This window comes from Pseudoalteromonas sp. SMS1, from assembly GCF_021530565.1.
Classification (GTDB): domain Bacteria; phylum Pseudomonadota; class Gammaproteobacteria; order Enterobacterales; family Alteromonadaceae; genus Pseudoalteromonas.
In genome coordinates this window covers 231526-246406 of the sequence record NZ_JAKGBI010000006.1, presented here as the reverse complement: position 1 = coordinate 246406, position 14881 = coordinate 231526, and the positions used below count along the sequence as shown (strand labels likewise).

General features: G+C 42.9%; 14 protein-coding genes. 6 read left to right on the top strand and 8 right to left on the bottom strand.

What is annotated here, in order from left to right:
- Nucleotides 1–193 precede the first annotated feature (193 nt).
- On the top strand, nucleotides 194–688 hold the full coding sequence (locus tag L1286_RS09820) for a DUF2314 domain-containing protein (RefSeq protein ID WP_235406732.1): 495 nt from the start codon (nucleotides 194–196) through the stop codon (nucleotides 686–688).
- Here the strand turns inward: L1286_RS09820 and L1286_RS09815 are convergent.
- Nucleotides 685–1167, bottom strand: a complete 483-nt coding sequence (locus L1286_RS09815) for a GNAT family N-acetyltransferase (protein ID WP_235406730.1) — start codon at nucleotides 1165–1167, stop codon at nucleotides 685–687. The genes L1286_RS09820 and L1286_RS09815 overlap by 4 nt on opposite strands.
- 104 nt (nucleotides 1168–1271) lie before the next feature.
- On the opposite strand from L1286_RS09815, the gene L1286_RS09810 reads away from it, so the two are divergent.
- The 3 genes from L1286_RS09810 (at nucleotide 1272) to L1286_RS09800 (ending at nucleotide 3384) form a co-directional block, all read left to right on the top strand.
- Nucleotides 1272–2177, top strand: a complete 906-nt coding sequence (locus tag L1286_RS09810; protein WP_235406728.1) for a LysR family transcriptional regulator — start codon at nucleotides 1272–1274, stop codon at nucleotides 2175–2177.
- 116 nt (nucleotides 2178–2293) lie between these two features.
- Nucleotides 2294–2821 (top strand): chalcone isomerase family protein, encoded by a 528-nt coding sequence (locus L1286_RS09805; protein ID WP_235406727.1) that lies wholly within the window; start codon nucleotides 2294–2296, stop codon nucleotides 2819–2821.
- Entirely contained in the window at nucleotides 2818–3384 is a 567-nt protein-coding gene (locus L1286_RS09800) for a DUF3833 domain-containing protein (protein ID WP_235406726.1), read from the top strand. The genes L1286_RS09805 and L1286_RS09800 overlap by 4 nt, the downstream gene beginning before the upstream one ends.
- Before the next feature lie 98 nt (nucleotides 3385–3482).
- On the opposite strand, the gene L1286_RS09795 is transcribed toward L1286_RS09800, so the two are convergent.
- The 3 genes from L1286_RS09795 to L1286_RS09785 all read right to left on the bottom strand — a co-directional run bounded on the left by L1286_RS09795 (nucleotide 3483) and on the right by L1286_RS09785 (nucleotide 6362).
- Nucleotides 3483–3800, bottom strand: a complete 318-nt coding sequence (locus L1286_RS09795) for a hypothetical protein (protein WP_235406725.1) — start codon at nucleotides 3798–3800, stop codon at nucleotides 3483–3485.
- Nucleotides 3801–4797: 997 nt separating this feature from the next.
- Complete coding sequence (locus L1286_RS09790; protein ID WP_235406724.1) at nucleotides 4798–5745, bottom strand: GlxA family transcriptional regulator; 948 nt, start codon at nucleotides 5743–5745, stop codon at nucleotides 4798–4800.
- Between the two features lie 77 nt (nucleotides 5746–5822).
- The gene (locus L1286_RS09785) at nucleotides 5823–6362 is read right to left on the bottom strand and encodes an isochorismatase family protein (RefSeq protein WP_235406723.1); all 540 of its coding nucleotides are present in this window, start codon (nucleotides 6360–6362) and stop codon (nucleotides 5823–5825) included.
- 589 nt (nucleotides 6363–6951) lie between these two features.
- Here L1286_RS09785 and L1286_RS09780 point away from each other — a divergent pair.
- Nucleotides 6952–7704, top strand: coding sequence for a substrate-binding periplasmic protein (locus L1286_RS09780; RefSeq protein WP_235406722.1), 753 nt, complete (start codon nucleotides 6952–6954; stop codon nucleotides 7702–7704).
- Between the two features lie 36 nt (nucleotides 7705–7740).
- On the opposite strand, the gene L1286_RS09775 is transcribed toward L1286_RS09780, so the two are convergent.
- From L1286_RS09775 to L1286_RS09760, 4 genes are all read right to left on the bottom strand, one after another.
- On the bottom strand, nucleotides 7741–9189 hold the full coding sequence (locus L1286_RS09775; protein WP_235406721.1) for a dihydrolipoyl dehydrogenase: 1449 nt from the start codon (nucleotides 9187–9189) through the stop codon (nucleotides 7741–7743).
- Nucleotides 9190–9254: 65 nt separating this feature from the next.
- Entirely contained in the window at nucleotides 9255–9989 is a 735-nt protein-coding gene (locus tag L1286_RS09770; protein ID WP_235406720.1) for a glutathione peroxidase, read from the bottom strand.
- 256 nt (nucleotides 9990–10245) lie between these two features.
- On the bottom strand, nucleotides 10246–12417 hold the full coding sequence (locus L1286_RS09765) for an ATP-binding protein (RefSeq protein ID WP_235406719.1): 2172 nt from the start codon (nucleotides 12415–12417) through the stop codon (nucleotides 10246–10248).
- A 274-nt stretch (nucleotides 12418–12691) separates the two neighbouring features.
- Nucleotides 12692–13663, bottom strand: coding sequence for a DUF4097 family beta strand repeat-containing protein (locus tag L1286_RS09760; RefSeq protein ID WP_235406718.1), 972 nt, complete (start codon nucleotides 13661–13663; stop codon nucleotides 12692–12694).
- Between the two features lie 235 nt (nucleotides 13664–13898).
- Between L1286_RS09760 and L1286_RS09755 the strand changes: the two genes are divergently transcribed.
- A complete protein-coding gene (locus tag L1286_RS09755; protein WP_235406717.1) occupies nucleotides 13899–14708 on the top strand; it encodes an MBL fold metallo-hydrolase in 810 nt (269 codons plus the stop codon).
- Nucleotides 14709–14881 lie beyond the last annotated feature (173 nt).

Genomic DNA, 14881 nt, shown 5'->3' with positions numbered 1-14881 from the left:
TAAAAGCTTGTAAATGTGCAGCTTTTTGCATTTTTACATTGCAGGTAGATTTGTAAAGTTTTGGCTCAGATACTCATCCTTTGTGAAAGCGTTTGAAAAGTTTTGTCAGCTGCTGACTTCCCTGCCATGTTTCCGCCTTTCGCATGTGGCTTTTTTGCTACACTTACTAAAACGCTAAGACGACGGAGCGAGTATGTACTGGGGTTTACTCATTGTGGCTTTATTAATGGGCTTATGGCTTCATAATCGCTATAGCTCGTCTTCAGAGGTGTTTCCTCCGCTCGAAACCGACCCAGATGACCCTTTGTTAATTGAAGCGATCGAGTTGGCAAAATCGTCAATAGATGAGTTCAAGGCATTGTTTATAAGGTATCCTAATGATGCATTTGTAAAGCTTGGTTTTGAAAGTGATGGCGGTGTTGTTGAGCATTTAGGTGCGCATGTTGAGATGATTAAAGGCAACGAGGTCAATGTTTTTTTAGTGACACCGCCTATTACGCATAGCGGCAAAATGGCTCACAACTTTGTGTGTCAATTGGAAGATATTGAAGACTGGCAGATCACTGATGATCGCGGCAATATATACGGCGGGTTTATTCAGCGCGCCATGTTTTCAATTGCGCAAAGAGACGGTATTTCACTACCGCCTGAATTGCATGCTATGCAGCACAAGTATATTGATCTTTAAGCGTGCTCAGCAAAGTCTCTTAGCGCTTGCCCTGTGAGTCTATAAATGATCCACTCATCTTGTGGTTCGGCGCCAATACTTTGGTAAAAATCGATAGCTGGTTTATTCCAATCTAAAACCACCCATTCAAATCTGCCACAGTCTTTACTAACTGCCAGTTGCGCTAGGTGCTTCATCAGTGCTTTACCTGCCCCAGCCCCTCTTTTGTCCTGTGCAATATAAAGATCCTCCAAGTACAGGCCATACTGCCCAAGCCAAGTCGAGTAATTAAAGAAATACACTGCAAAACCAATAGGTTCACCGCCCTGCTCACAAATGAGCGCATGTGCGCGTACATCTTCTCCAAATAGCTTTTTCTCTATTTCTTCAACGGTATTGAGGACCGCGTCAGGCTCTTTTTCATAGACAGCCAATTCATTAATAAAGTGGAGAATCGTTGCTGCATCTTTTTTTTCGGCTGGGCGTATCGTTAAGTTCATTGTTGTATGTTCTCTATAGTGTTTGACTTCGCTATGGGTCAGTGTAATGTGAAGTTACTCATGAATAAAGTGCATGTTTTGCACCTACTATATGTATAAAATGCATGATGGATATCCCCAATATTGATTTAAACTTACTAAAGTTATTTGCGGTGCTATATGAAACGGGGTCGGTTACGCAAACGGCGCAGCAATTACATATGAGTCAATCTGCTTGCAGCCATGCCCTGACGCGCCTTCGGGAGCGATTAAGTGATGAACTATTTGTCAGGGTAAATAATCAGATGCTGGCGACCAACTATGCACATTTGCTTGCAAAGGAGGTACTGCCAGCATTAAAGGTGATCACCCAAGGGCTAAATCAATCCAAAGAATTTGACCCCTCAGACGCACATCACTTTACCATCGCAGCAACGGATTATACGGCTTGGTGTTTAAAGCCCTTTTTAAATAGCCTACTTAAGCGCTTTAGTAATATATCCGTGCAAGTCATTCAACTTGAACAACGATTACCCATACAAGCACTAAAAGATCTCAAGTTAGATATTGTCTGCGGTTTCGCGCATCAAAAAGAAAAGTCAGAAAGTTTGGCACAGTTGAACTGGTTTGAAGGTAAATATGTGACGCTTAGTTGTCAGCAGCATGTCCCAACGTATAAATTGACAATGCAGATGTTTTTGGCCCGCCCTCATGTGCTTATTGCGCCATGGAATGAAACCCGAGGTATTGTTGACAAGACGCTTGCACAACACAAGAAGTCGCGCAGAATCATATTATCAACACCGCATATGCTCAGTGCGCCAGTATGTGTGCAAAATACAGAGTGGTTGCTGACAATGCCTGCAAAATATGCCACTGAAATTGCGCCCAATCTGGGCTTAACAGTGCACCCGCCTCCCCTTAAAATACCCAATTACCATGTAAAACTGTATTGGTATCGTACTCGGCAACAAGACCCCAAATTACATTGGTTCATTGAGCAATTTAAAGATTTTCATGATCTAAGTTAGCAGTCTCGCTGAAATCGGCTTGCAAAAGCAAAATGGGTAGCGTGTTGACGGTATTAAAGTGAACGAAAGATAAGCTGGCTGCGTATATCTTACAATAGACTTTACATGGACTTAATATGAACCGATTCAGACACAGCTTGATGACGGCGCTGATGTTTTTCAGCTGCCTTGCCAGCAGTACGGGCGTCAATCCTGATGCGATAAAAACGGGGATGTCTCAAGTTGGAGAGACAGCGCGTATGACGTATCTATTTTGGGATGTCTATGACATTAGCTTGTACACGCCAACAGGTGAGTACAACCCGGCAGCGCCATTTGTTTTACAGCTGACTTACTTACGTGAACTCAGTGGAGAAGACATTGCAGAGCGATCACTAGAAGAGATGCAAAAGCAAGGGTTTGATGACGTACAAACAGGCCAAAAATGGCTAGAAGAGATGAAACGTATTTTTCCCGACGTAGAAGAAAACTACTCTTTGCTTGGAGTTCGTACGCCAGCCGGCACAACTAAATTTTATAATGATGAAACGCTGTTAGGGGAAGTTAAAGACCCACGGTTTACAAAATGGTTTTTTGATATTTGGTTAAGTGCTCAAACTTCTGAACCAAAAATGAGACGCAAGTTATTAGGAGAGCAATCATGAGAGCAGTGGTTATTGTTGTTGTGATGATGGTATTGTCTGCATGCAGGTCATCTGTTCATAGCGATGCATATGAAGCAATGTCACCCAATATTGATGTTTACACCTTCTTTAATGGACAGGTCAATGCATGGGGGATTGTGCAAAATCGCAGTGGTCAGTTAGTGCAAAGGTTTAAAGTCGAAATAAAAGGCGCTATCCAGCAAAATAACGAACTTGTCTTAGACGAAACGTTCACCTACGGCTACGGAGATGGTGTAAAACATCGAGTATGGCGAATTACGTCACAAGGTGATGGCTTTAGAGGGAATGCCGGCGACATTGCAACTGAAGCGACGGGTCATGTGTATGGAAATGCCTTGAGGTGGCAATATGAAATGGATTTACCGGTAGATGATACAACGTACCGGGTATCGTTTGACGATTGGATGTGGGCTTTTGACAAATGCACATTGATGAACCGATCGTATATAAAAAAGTTTGGATTGGTTGTTGCCGAGGTCACTATTTTTATGCAGAGCAGTGAAGCAGCACTCGGGTGTACAGGGGGGTTATATCCTCAGTAAACCACAGCGAAGGCGTTTTCTTACCTTGAAGCGCCTTGGCCTCGGATAGTGTGCTTATAGTCGGCTGGATGATACGGCTATTGCCATGCTTAACAACATTATAATTTTCCCTCCATGTAGAGATCAATTTCTTGTGCGATATGCGTTTCTATTTCTTCTTCTAAGTCGGCCTTTGTGATGTTGTGCATCTCAACAACCCTAACCACCTGTTCCGCTTTTAGCAGTTTATTTTTGAGTCGATACTCCCATTCAGGCAGCGTTTTATCATATCTAGGCACCACACTAACAATGGCAAAATTATTTTGCCAAGGCGTGGTATTTTCTTTTTTACAAAATGCTTCAATATGTTCTTTACCTTGCGGCCCCATACATCCGGGCTCTAGACGTAGTTGAATACAAACCTGTAATTCACTCATAAACTCTCCCCATCTAACCATTTACTTGAGTCTAGCTATTTTCATCGAAATTTTAAACACTGAGCGCCGTATAGTTTGTTTTGTACCGCTATTGCATATGACACTGATTGCGCACGATTTTGATTGGGTACTCTACAGGTTTGTGTGCCATGAGCAACTCGCGATGACCCAATGGCGATAAAACACTGCATCGCCGTGTATGGTTTTTCAAGGGGAGCTGAGTTTGCCCTACTACTGGGTAGTCGCTTTAACAATATTCATCATGTTGTTGCTATGATGCCTACTCATGTTAGTTGGAATACTGTCAAAACAACAACGTCTCACTCAGGGTGGACATTACACAACTAGACGCTTAATTATGTAGACGCGCTTTCGCTGTCATGACACATATAAAAAGGAAACTTTACGGATGAATATATTCCCGCCTTTGAACGTACTCTTGTTAACACTCACAAGGGTATTGTCCGCATACCAATAAAACACAATGGCAGGCCTGTTTTATTGGTATCAGCTAAGGGGGGTGAAGTTTGGCCATCTCGTTATATGCCTATTAAAATGACCGACCAATTGAAAGACGTAAACTCCGCACGCACCTATAAGCATATCGCACTGGAAGGGGGCACTATACGTTTAATCACGACACTCAAAACTAGGTCGCCAATTTTTGAAAGACCCCTTTTTGCAAACCGCCATTAATTTCAATTGAGAAACAAGGGACAGCACCTTGCTCTGCTGTCGTGATTTACAATCGGTTCGGGGTCGATAAACCATACCTGGCGGGTAGCCTCTTGGTGATTGCCAAAATCGCAGCAAGATGTGTTTTTTCGGGTTAACCTTGCGTCAATAATAACCACAGCCCAACAGTTTGCTGACCCACCTCCTTTTAAAAAACATACCGAATTTGAAACAAAGCTATCATCTTCGCGCCAAGTATATGGGGTTCACGTTTTTATTTTGACAAGTATTAAGTTGCGACATCCACGATTCTGCCGATACATCAATACGTATACTGTTGTCTGAATTGCTGCGGACTTTGTTGAGTGACTTTGATAAAAGCACGCCTAAACTGTCTACTGCTCGAATAGCCGCAGTTTTGTGCTATCAACTCGACACTTTGATTGCTGTGCTGAAGCAACTTTTTGGCGTGTCCTACCTTGATATGCTGTAAATAGGTATGCGGCGAAACCCCAAGATGCAGAGAAAACAAGCGGCTCAACTGCCTTTGAGAAAGACAAGCAATGTCAGCGAGTTGCTCAAGAGAGTAGTTTTTCTCAATATTGTTGCAAATTTCATCTTGGATTTTATGGATCCCACGATGCATATGATTGCGAAATTGTAACCAACTGCTGAGTTGAGGGTCCTGGCCAGTGCGCCTAAAATAGACCAACATTTCCTGCGCTACTTGGGCGCCAATATGTTCTCCAAAGCGTGAGCTTACGAAGTAAAGAGCCATATCAATACCTGAGCTTATCCCTGCACTACTAATGATGTTGCAGTCTTCGACGAAAATACGGTTTTCCAACACTTGGCTCTCTGGAAAGAGCATGCGCATCTGGTCAATCAATTGATTGTGCGTCGTATAGCGCTTACCAATCAGCAGCCCTGCTTTGGCTGCGATGACGGCACCAGAGCATATGGTTAAAACGGTTTGTTGCGTGATTGTGTGCTTTAGCCATTGGATGGTTTCTTGGGCGGCATCGGTTGTGTAGATAGAGAAAGCGTTATTGCATCCAGGTAATACAATTACATCTTCCAGCTTGAGTTGGGCAGGCAATGCATCGAGGTTTTGTAACCGTAAACCGCCATCTAAAGCGAAATGCGCTGATGCGCTAACATATTTGATGTCGTAAGAGATCCCTAGACGCCGAGCTTCCAAAAAGACTTGTAAGGGGCCTGCAAAATCTAATGGTAAAGTGTCTGGTACCAAAACAAAATATATCGTCACTGATGGCTCCAATTCGTGTTCGTTGGCCGCGCCAAATACAGTGCTATTTTTGGGTATTTGGCGCAGCGATATGAGTACTAATAGTCGCTGTGAGCATGTATTGATGCAAATCGATTGGCAAGCACTAAATTTGTTCTCGCTTGTATTTCTGCCGACGAATAGGGGGTATTCGTGGTAGGGCATCGCATATCAAAAGTCAGTGTCGCATCTGTAACAAACTCCACGGTAAAGCCTAAATCAAACGCGACTCTGGCCGTTGTTTCGCAGCATTGTTCGGTGCGGATCCCAGTAATGACAAGTGTCTCAATTTGATTGCGTTTTAACCACATAGTGAGCCCAGTATCAGTGAATGCATTGTGCACTGATTTATAGAAAACTTTAGTAAAGTCTTGCGGTAAAAATGCCATTGGTTTTACCAAACCGGTTGTTGGGTTAAAGGGGCTATTGAAAGCGTCTTCTCGACTATGTAGTACTTTCACAATGGGTTGCTCATTGGCTTTAAAGGCACTGATGACGCTCAACAGGTTACTTTTAAAGGAAGCAAAGTCTTTATCTTGCCAATAGTCAGTTTCAAAAAAAGAATCCTGTGTATCAATAATAATGAGTGCTTTTGTCATGCTAAGTTCCTGCCTATTAGGTTATTTATGACTAATATAGGTTTTTTCACCCTAAGTTTAGATACGTATAAATGACAATGAGCGGACAGATTCAGACATTAGATAGCCGTGACGTTTAATATAAACGTTTTTATATATCAAAGCGGGAGATGGGGGGACAGAGCACAAAGGTGCGCGATTGATTGAACGCGTAAATAAGGCACTAAGGGGTAAGTTTCTGTCGGTATCCAATGAGTTGGATATCCGCTCATCTGCCAAAATACGCAAGTCTACTCAACGCTTTTTAGATAAACGGCTAGCATAGCAAAGTAAAAACATTAAAAAAGGTACGTAATGACATGGGGGGCTGTGAACTAACTTAATAAAGGCACACAATAAAATAAATCGTGCATTAAAAAGCGACAATTAAAAAGCGAAAAAATCAGACCGAGCAAGCCCAAGAAATAAGAGACTTTGAAGAGGAATAATGATGGCCACTTTTACTGAAGCTGACAATACATAACATCACAAAGGCGATGATTTGACGCCCAATCGCCTTTTAAACTTTAGTTTTGCATCTACACTTTAAATGAGATGAGGATGACAAACCATGCAGATTTTCAACGCTTTTCTAATGACGATTGCACTCTTAAGCAGTCAGGCTAAAGCCAAAGATCCCAAACTGATATGGTTTACTGAAGACTATCCACCATTTAATTACCATGTTAATGGCAACGTAGAAGGTATTGCCATTAACGCCTTGAAAACTATTTATCGGGACCTCAACTGGGACTTTGACGCTAAAGAAGTGATGCTGTTACCTTGGCCACGGGCATACCATATGACGTTGGCCAATCACAACGCATGCATTTTCTCCATGACTTACACAGAAGAAAGGGCCAAGCTTTTTCAATTCGTTGGCCCAGCAATGGATAACCATGTCGCGATTATTGGTCACAAAGAGACCGAGTATCAGTTACCAGACTTACAAAGCTTAGGAAAACTAAAAGTTGGCGTGGTTAAAAACGATATCGGCCATCAACTATTGCGTCAGGCGGGCGTGAATAAAGAAAGCTTGGTGTTCTTGGCATCAGGGTTTGAATTGGTGCAAATGCTCAAGTTGAAGCGTATCGATCTAATTGCCTATGGTGATGTGATAGCCAGATATCAGTTTAAGCGAGCAGGGATTGACCCTAGCCACTTTCGTATTGTTTTACCGCTGCGCTCTTCTTACTTAGGGTTCGCCTGTAACCAAGGTGTAAGGAAGCGACTCGTTGAGCAGATGAATCGCGCTCTTAAAGTAATCAAGCGACGAGAGCCGGAAATTTTTGACCCTGAATACTTTTATACTAAAGTGGAGTAAAGACCTCACTTACTCCACGTTTAAACGATTAAGTTACTAGGCGCCAGGACCGCATTCCAAGCAGTGCTTGATGATATCTGGTCCAAACTTAAGCTTGGCGTTAACATTCCTTAATGCGGTTCTCACCCCTTCTTCGATAACTGGGTGGTAAAAAGGCATATCGAGCATTTGAGGGACAGTCATTTTATTTTGTACAGCCCATGCGAGCAGATGTGCAATATGCTCTGCACCAGGGCCAATAAATTCAGCGCCTAAAAAGAGACCTGTCCCCTGCTCCGCATAGAGTCGCATATGCCCCTTGTTTTTCAACATAACGCGGCTTCTACCTTGGTTCTCAAAACTAACCTCACCAATTTCATAGCATCCGCATTCACCATAGTTTGCGGTTAACTGTGCATAATTGTCACCGACCATGCCGATTTGTGGATCGCTGAATACGGCAGCAATTGGTGTGCGACGTAGTCCATTTCGAATGTCTGGGAAGCGACCTGCATTTGCGCCTGCGATGGTGCCCTGATCTGCGGCTTCGTGAAGAAGTGGAATTAGGTCACTGGCATCTCCGGCGATAAAAATGTGGCTCTCGCCGCATTGCATTGTATGTGGGTCCGCAATTGGCACACCATGATCTTGCAGCTCTACTGACGTATTTTCTAAACCAAGGTTGTCGACGTTAGGTATGCGTCCTGTAGCAGCGAGTACATAGTCAAATTGTTCTGTTTGTGGATTGCCTTGCTTATCAACATAGGTGAGTTGGGCTTTCCCATCTACCACTTGCATCTCTGATACTTTGGCATCCGTGTCAACATAAAACTCATCAGCAAATACTGTATTGGCATAATCTCGAATGACGGGGTCAGTTAAAGGACCAATGTTACCTCCGACGCCAAATAGTTTGACGTTGACGCCCAAACGATGGAGTGCCTGTCCAATTTCTAGACCAATTACCCCAGGGCCGAATACCGCAACTGAATCTGGGAGGTCCTGCCAATCGAACACATCATCATTAATGATTAGCTTTTCCCCAAAAGCAAGAAATGGCGGTGGAATATTCGGTCTTGAGCCTGTTGCAACAACAAAGCGTTTAGCTGAAATAATCGTATGATCATCTATTTGTAGGCGATTATCATCTAAAAACTTTGCATGGCCAATAATACGGTCTTCTTGAGGTAATTCTTCAACAGCTTCTACCACAAAGCCAACGAATCGATCTCGTTCGCTGCGCACTCGGGCCATGACTGCTTTACCATCAATGACAGGCTTTTCTGTCAACACGCCAAATTTTGGCGCATGTTCAACGCTGTGTGCAGCTTCTGCGGCAGCTATTAACAGCTTACTTGGCATACAGCCAACTCGTGCGCAGGTTGTGCCATATTTCCCGGATTCAACCATTAATACGTTGGGGGTATATTGTTTGGCATTTCGGTATGCGCTCAGGCCAGCAGTTCCAGCACCAATTACAACGACATCTGTTTCAAGCTGTTTCATTATTACCTCACTCAATTATGAAAGGGGATGTATAAGGGGTGTAAAACCCCTTTACAGTACTGGTTTTAGTTATTTTCAAAGTAAACAGTTAAGTCATCTGAGCCACCAATATGCTGGCCACCAATAAATACTTGAGGTACTGTTTCACGTCCCGAAAGCGCTTTTAAGCTTGTAAGGCTCGCTTGCTGACCCAGTACAAGCTCTTCATATACTAGTCCTTGCTCGCTTAGCAATGCTTTGGCTTTTGCACAGAATGGGCAACCTGGCTTTGTTATAATTGAAACGGGCTCTGGTTTTTTCTGATCTGGGTTGATGTAAGCCAGCATCGTATCTGCGTCTGACACTTCAAATGGGTCACCTGGTACGTCAGGCTCAATGAACATTTTTTCAATAACGCCGTCTTTGACTAGCATCGAGTAGCGCCAGCTACGTTTACCAAAGCCTAAATCGCTTTTATCTACCAACATGCCCATGCCGTCAGTAAATTCACCGTTACCATCAGGGATTAAGGTGACGTTTTCAGCTTCTTGATCCTGAGCCCAAGCATTCATGACAAAAGTGTCATTGACTGACATACACACAATGTCGTCTACGCCATTTTGTTTAAATACATGTGCCAGTTCATTGTATCTCGGCAAGTGTGTCGATGAACAAGTTGGCGTAAATGCACCAGGTAGTGAAAATACGATGACTGTTTTGCCTTTGAATAGCTCATCAGAAGTGATGTGTTGAAACTCTTCTCCAACGCGAATTGGGAAAGTGACCGATGGTACCGTTTTGCCTTCAATATTGTTTAGCATTTTTCTATTCTCCTCGAAAGTTGATGGAGCTATTATGTCGCCGAGTTTATGTTTTGTATATTTGATTGAATAAATCAAATCAATCAAAAAAATAGATTGGTTGTGCTGTGCACAAAACGAACTTAATCAAAATATAGTCGTTAAATGACAAATTGATTAGGTACAGCTAAATTTCTTGTGGTGGGCAAAAAGGACCAAAGCAGGGGCGCTTTGGCAGCTAAGAGAGGTTGCAGCCTTGGTCACGTTGTGGCGTTGATCAGGTGTGAGTGAGCTTGATAGGCAAAGTAAATTTAATGAATACACCACCCAGTTCACTGTGTTTTGCTTCTATTGCACCGTGGTGAAGCTCAATTATTTTTTCGCAGATGGATAGCCCAAGGCCTGAGCCACCTAAATCTCTGCTACGAGATTTATCGCAGCGATACAGACGTTCAAACAATTTGCCTAGTGCGGCAGAACTCACACCGGGTGCGCTGTCTTCAAAAGTACAAACAATCGTATGATGTTGTTGGTACACCCTGATTTTGATTTTACCTGGCCTATCAGTGTAGTGGACACTGTTTCTGGCTAAGTTATTGAACACTTGGTTTAAGCGACTGATATCACACTCCACCTGGAGAGAATCTTGCAAATGGTTGTCATAGCTTACTTCTATGTCAGGCACATCGATGATTGGACCAATGGCAATCAGTAATTCATCAAATAAGCTGCTTGCTTGCAGGGTTTCAAATTCTAACCTGAGGTTATTGGTGTCAGCTTGGGCTAATTCGTAGATGTCTGCAATCAATGTATTGAGCATATCCAATCTACGCTGTAAAACCTGATACGTGGCTTTTGGATCTTCAGTTAAGTTGTACTCTAATGCTTCTATATTCAATTTCAATACTGTCAAAGGCGTGCGAAGCTCATGAGAAACATCTGCTAAAAGTTGTTGTTTGAGGTTTAGGCTCTGGTTTAGCAGCTCCGTCTCCTTTTCCATGACTCGGCGTCTTTTGAGGTGATAGAGATAAAAAAGCAGTAAAAAGTTGGTCAACACAATAATTGCTGAGGCGAGTACAACAGTGCGTGTTTTGGTGTCTTGTTGCTGCTCTTCAAGTCCAGCTTGCAGTTCGCTTACTTCGAGGCTTTTTAAACCCAACTCGCTATTTAGCTTTTTCGCTTGAAGTCTTGCTGTTATCTCTTGCTCATTCAGTATTTGTTTGTGACTGAGTGCTTGCTCATGGTAGCTGAGCGCTTGTTCAAAGTGGGCTAAATGTTTATGGGCTCGAGAGAGGCTCGTTAAAATACGCAAGGTGTTGTGAGAACTGGCGGAATCAAGCATGGGCGTGAGCAGCGCAACAGCGCGTGCGGGCTGGGTGTAAGATAGTGCTTGCCCTAAATAGGCGCTGTACTTTTCATTTAACTGCCTATTTTTGTCGTAGCTGATTTTTTCTAGCCCGGTTTTAAGTAGGGTAATTGCTTCATCAAATTGCTGTTTTGCCAACTTCACTTGCCCGAGCATGGCTTGTGCTTGGCCTATGTTCTGGCTATTTTTTACTGTTTTAAAGAGTGTCAGTGCTTGTTCCACAGCCAGTTGTGCGGCAGTTATATCGTCTAACTCAAGATGCTGATTTGCAATTTGGAGTAGAGATATACCCATATAGTTTTTGTCTTGCAACTGGGCATCCAATTCGTAGGCCTTTTTAAATGCAGACAATGCGGCTTCATGGTCTGAGAGGTTTCGGTATATCTTCGCAAGACTGAAATAGGTTGCGGATAAATGGGCCTGACTAACTTGGGCTTGGTCGTTTTGAACTTGCAGCTTTTGATTTAGTACATCCAGTGCTTTGTCAAATTGCTTAAAGTCACTGTAAATGCGTGCCTCAGTACTGAGCGCCGCATCGAACAATTGCGTGTGGTTTATCTTCAATGCGGTGTCTTTAGCTTGATAAACATGAGACACCGCTTGAAAATAATCTCGTTTTGCCGAGAGCACATTGGCCAACAAGCGATGCGCATGACTGAGCATACGTATGTCTTGAGTTTGAGTAAACAACACAACGGCTTGACCAAAGTGATATTCAGCGGCTTGATTGTCACCCAGTAGTAACGAAAGATCCCCTGATACCCAATGATACTTGCCTTGTAGATTGTCATCAGGAAAGTCTTTGAGGTGCAATGCGAGTTGAGTTAAGCGTTGCTGTGCATGTTCAAATTGATTTTCTCTGACGAGGTGCAGCGCACTTCTATGTAGAACATATGTGATTTCCTCAGCGCTTAAAGTCTCGTCTTGCAATAGAGCGTTTGCCAATTCAAGCAATGCTGGTCTGTCTTTCTTACCTTTTGCTTCTGACAGTGCTTTATATTGGGGAAACACCTCTGACGCAGCCACGGGAAGTCCAATGGCAGCTAATGAAAATATACTGGCTGCGGCAAGTCGTTTAAACACGTTAAATCCATAGTTTTACATAATAGGGCCATATTATGGTAACTACGTAGGCGGTGACATCGGTAAATATTATTAACGGCACGCACTTAATATGCATTTTTTTTTGCAAAGATACACTTAGCTTATAAGTGCTAATAGCTAGTTATGATAGATTTTCTAGTGTATCAGAATTTATCATTCCATTTACTCGCTTTGGGAGCGATCTGGCTGGCTGGATACCTTGTACCACTAAAAGGTTCGAACTGCGCGTGGTACAAGGAAGATTTGCGGCTTGTTAATCAAATTCAATGACTTTTCTGACATTAGAAACGTTTACTTCGCCTGAACTATCGTCTTTTATTTCCAGTTGCTGGCTGTCACTGACATTAATGTCACCCGAACTATCTTCGATCACAACATGGCCTTGAATGCGGTTTACCCAGATACTGCCCGAGCCATCTATAATATCAACATTGCCGTCAATGTTCTTTACTTTGATATCACCAGAATCATCGCTTACATTCAGTGTTTGTGCGCCATCAACATTGATCTCACCAGAGCCATCATCCAATTTAATACTGCCCGTAACGTGTTTGATAGTGATATCGCCAGAGTTGTCCTCGATAGAGACTTCGGCGCCATTTTCGATATCAATATCACCTGAGCCATCTTCAATTTCAATATTGCCGGACACCGCATTGATTTTGATATCGCCTGAATCGTCATCAATCGATAAGTGCCCCTTGATGTCATTAATGGTAATCGCACCGGACCCATCGGTTATTTGGACTTTACCAGAGATTTTATTAAGCGTGATATGACCTGAGCTGTCGTCAATTGAAACCCCCTTTACATTGCTAATAGCCATGGCGCCTGAACCATCTTCTACTGCTACGAGCAATTTGCTAGGTACTTGCACTTCAATGTCGATTTTGGGACTTTTGTTAGGATACCAAAGCACGCCAACATGAGGGTCATGTTTCGCAATCAGGTTTGCTTCATCACCTGATTGTTCTAATGTGAAAGTGTAACTTCTATTTTCAAACGTGATGATATTCGCGGTGACAGTAATGTCATCCACATCTGAATGACCGCTGACAATGATGTTACCAGCACTATTTTCAATGTTTATCTGATTTAGATTGTTCGAAGCCAAAGATAAAGAGCGTGTTAGCTCTTTGTGGGGCACTTGGGCGTTCGAGTCAACATGTATGATACATCCGCTAAGCAAGATTGTGCATAAAAGTGGCGAGAGTCTTTTTATCATGGTTTTTTTCTTTCTATTATTTGGATTTGTTATTGTAGTGAGCAAGCGCAGTGCCAAATGGTGTATTTTTTATCTGTATGATAAGTATGGGCTTTTTATTTTTTATGAGCTGGCTAAATTAGCGTTATTCACCAAAAAGTGAAGCTTATACAAACATATTCGTCAATTTTTGTCATGTCATTGTCAACTCCAGATGGTAGCGTGGAATCGTCGCTCTCAGTTGGAGACTAACAATATGTTGAAAGATCTCTCGCGTACTCAATCAGTCACAAACAGTTGGGAGAGTGCATGTCTGCGATCACTAGTTCCTGACGTCGCTGTATTCTTAGGGGTTGGGGATGCAAGCGCTGAGTCCTTGGGAAATTCGGCATGTGTCTTATGTAAACAAGAAAAACCCTGGCTGCTGATCGATTGTGGCCATGACAGTGTCAACCGATTCAAGCAGGTATTTTCAAACCAACTGCCCAGTCACGTATTTATTACACATTTACATTATGATCATGTTGGTGGGTTAGAGCAGCTGTTTTTTAAGGCTGCATTGTCGGGTAAACACGTTCGTTTATATGTCCCAGTGCTCCTCGTCCAGCAGTTATGTGCAATGCTACGGTACACTCAGCTCTCGGAGGGGAAAGCAGATGTGTGGAGCACCTTTATTTTACATCCAGTCTCGGAGTCTTTTTGGCACCAAGGGGTTAAGTTATGGGTGTATCCAGTACGACATCATGCGCCCAACTCTGCCTATTCCTTGCACCTGCCGGGCAAAGTTTTTTATAGCGGAGATACTCGCCCTATTCCTGAGTTACTCATGCATATGGCAACCAGTGGAGAAACGATATTCCATGATTGTGGTGTGAAAGGTAACCCGAGCCATAGTGGGATAGATGATCTACTCAGTGAATACCCAGCGGCGTTGTTAGCGCGCTTATGGGCCTATCATTATCATAGCGAACAAGACCATATCGCTTTTAAGCACGCAGGCTTAAAGTATGTTACGCCGTTTAGTGAGATTCAACTGGGACAGAATGAATCGGTGTATAATACGTAGTCAGTTTGTTTATTAACTAGGCTTTTGAGTCTTTTTGTACCCATTTACTGCAAGAAATCGCATTTTAATAACAATTTAAATATTTTCCGTTATACTTGCCTCACTTTCGATTGCACTGACTCGATTAGGTGAGATTTAATACCGCTTTTTATTGAACATTGATGTTCAAGGTC